We start from the raw sequence: 3,035 nt of genomic DNA on the forward strand, positions 1-3,035 counted from the left end.
GATGGCCCCGCATGGCCGCAGGCGCGGGATGCGACGCCCGTGAGCCCCGAGGGCCCCCTGCTCCCCGCGCCCGCCGCGCGCCGCACCGTGGCGTCCTCGCGCCTGCGCCGGGCGTTGCGCGGCGCCGCCGTGCCGGTGGTGCTGTTCGTGGCCGCCGTTCTGCTGCGCGCCTTCTCCTTCCCCCCGGCGGTGATCGACACCGACGAGGGGCTCTACATGCTCCAGGCGCGGGAATGGCTGGCGGGCAACTGGCCGCTGGTTGGCGTGTGGGACATGCACCCGGTGGGCGCGCCGGCGCTCTTCGCTACCATCATGTTCCTGCTGGGCGACGACATCTGGGTGCCGCGGCTGCTCGGGCTGCTCGGCACCTGGGCGACGTCCTGGGCGCTCTATGCCATCGTGCGCTTCGCCACGGCGCCGCCGGCGCTGGGGCTGGCGGCGGGGTTGCTCTACCTTGCGCATTCGACGCTGCTGGGCGGGCTCGCGACCAATACGGAGGTGCTGTTCACGCCGCTCACCGCCTGGTCGATGGCGCTGGGGCTGCGCGGCGCGCGGCGTGCGATCGAGAACGGCGAGGCGCCGCCCTTCGCCAAGGTGTTGGCGATGGGGCTGATGGTCGGCTTCGCGCTGGCCATCAAGCCGGTGACCTTCTTCGAGGGCTCGCTCGCCTGGCTGCTGCTGGTGGGGCCGGCCTGGCGGCGCGGCCTGCTGTCCTCGATGCGCGTCGCGCTCTACGCGGTGGCCTATGCGCTTCTCTGCGCGATGCCGACCCTCGTCTTCGCCGGCGCCTATGCGCTGCGCGGCGATTTCGATGCCTTCCTGGTCGGGTCCTTCCTCGCGCCGATGCGCTACGCGGGCGCGCGGGTCGGGCTGCTCGATGCCGGGCGCTTCACGCTGATCGCCGCGATGATCCTGATGTGGGCCTTCGTGCTGCTGCTGCCGGCGCTGTGGCGCCCGCGGGTGCGGCGCGGCCCCGTCGCGCTGCTGCGACGGCTCTGCATCATCTGGTTCGGTTTCGCCACCTGCGCGGTGGTGATGCCGGGGATGTACTTTCAGCACTACTTCCTGATCTGGCTGCCGCCGCTCTCGCTGCTGGCCGCGCTCGGCGCGCGGCGCCTCGCACGCGCGGCGCGGCCGGGGCTGGTGGTGGCGGCCTTCGCGCTGATCGTGGGCGGGGTGGCGGTGGATGCCTGGCGGTCCTCGACCGTGCCGCGGCTCTATGGCGCGATCGGCCTGACCGGCCCCGACCCGGTGCGCGAGGTGGCCGACGCCCTGCGGCGCGAGATCGAACCGGGCGATCCGGTCTGGGTGGTGAACTACCACCCCGCGCTCTATGTGCTGGCCGAGGCCGGGCTCGCCACGCGCTACGCCTTCCCCGCCCAGCTGGTCGGCCCCTACTGGAGCGTGACCGGCATCGACCCGAATGAGGAAGTGGCGCGCATCCTCTCCACCAACCCCCGCGCCATCGTCATCGACCGGGGCTGGTGGCCCAATGTGCGCCCGCGCATCGCCGCCATGATCGAGGAAGCCCTGGCCGAGCACTACGACCTGGCCGCGGTGGTCTGGGAGGAACGCGGCCCGGTCGAGGTGTGGCGGCTGCGCTGAAGGCGGTGCCCCTCAGCGCAGCGCGATTCGCCCATCCGGCGGCACGCCGCCGAAGCGGCTGCGCGCTATCGCATCCGCCACCACCTCGTCCAGCACAGGTCCCGTGTCGTAGGGGTCGAGCGCGCGGTCGCGGAACATCACGTAGCCATCGCCGCCCTTGCGCATGAAGTCATTGGTCAGAACGCGATAGACGCGGCCCGGGTCGAGCGGCGCGAAGCCGTTGCCCTGCGCCACCTCGATCCCGCGCACGCGGCTGCCGGGCGGCGCCGTCGGGTCCCAGGCGAAGCGGATGCCGGCCACCTGCGGGAAGCGCCCGGCGGTGCCCGCCCCCTGCGACAGCCCGTGCTCGATCGCCGCCAGGACGTCGGCGCCGCGCAGGCCCATCACCGCGACGGTGTTGCCGAAGGGCAGCACGGTCAGAACGTCGCCGATCGTCACCTGGCCATCGGGCAGACCGGCGCGCAGGCCGCCGCCATTGGTGATGGCAATCTCGGCCCCCGGGATGGCGGCGAGCATCGCCTCGGTCACCAGGTTGCCCAGCGCGCATTCGCCGCGCCGGCAATCCGTGTTGGGCAGCGCCATGGGCAGGCGGCCGACCGGGCGTCGGCGGGTTTCCTCGAGCGGACGGGCGAACTCGGCCACCAGCGCGGCCACGCGCGCATCCTCGGGGATCTCGGCACCGAGCGGGATGGTGGACCCGCCCTGCGCCGCGATGCGCCCATCCGCGGCCAGGTCGAGGTCAAGCCGCCCGAGGAAGCGCCCATAGGCGCCGGTCTGGAAGATCCGCACGGTGCGGTCGCGCCCGTCCACCAGCGTCGGGGAGGGGCCGTCCGCGTCCGGTTCGGCCGCCAGCAGCGTGTGCGAATGCCCGCCCAGGATGGCGTCGATGCCCGCGACCTGCTCGGCGATGCGCCGGTCGCCGGCAAGGCCGAGATGCGAGAGCAGCACGATGGTCGCTGGTCCTGACGCGCGGATCTCGGCGATGGCCCGCGTCGCGGCCTCGGCCGGGTCGGTGAAGCGCAGGTTGCGCCCGGGCGATGAGAGCTGCGGCGTCTCGGGCGTGGTGACGCCGACGAAGGCGATGCGCCCGCCGTCGCGCAGCGTCTCGAACCAGGGGCGGATGCGCCCTGCCAGAAGGGGCTCGGCCGTCGCGTCGATGTTCGCCGCCAGGATCGGGAAGGGGGCGTCGCCGGCGAAGCGGGCCAGGGTCTCGGGCCCGTTGTCGAATTCATGGTTGCCGAGCGTCATGGCCTCGCAGCCCCAGGCGCGCATGACGGCGAGTTCCGCCGCGCCGCGATGCTGCGTGTAGAACAGCGAGCCCATGAACTGGTCGCCGGCATCCACGGCGACGACGGCGCGGCCCGCGGCCGCGGCCTCGGCGCGCGCGGCGGCCACCCCGCCCGCGAGGCGTGCCGACCCGCCGAGGCAGG

2 protein-coding genes are annotated in these 3,035 nt (G+C 73.7%); one reads left to right on the forward strand and one right to left on the reverse strand.

From position 1 onward, the window contains the following. The coding region (locus HW578_RS24745; protein WP_232479258.1) for an ArnT family glycosyltransferase at nucleotides 1–1,605 on the forward strand (1,605 nt) is incomplete at its 5' end. A 12-nt stretch (nucleotides 1,606–1,617) separates the two neighbouring features. On the opposite strand, the gene HW578_RS24750 is transcribed toward HW578_RS24745, so the two are convergent. Further along, nucleotides 1,618–3,035 (reverse strand): bifunctional metallophosphatase/5'-nucleotidase (locus HW578_RS24750; RefSeq protein ID WP_198373366.1); only part of this gene is annotated, 1,418 nt, incomplete at its 5' end.

Origin of the sequence: Roseomonas rosulenta (assembly GCF_016106005.1) — a bacterium.
GTDB classification, from domain to species: Bacteria; Pseudomonadota; Alphaproteobacteria; order Acetobacterales; family Acetobacteraceae; genus Neoroseomonas; species Neoroseomonas rosulenta.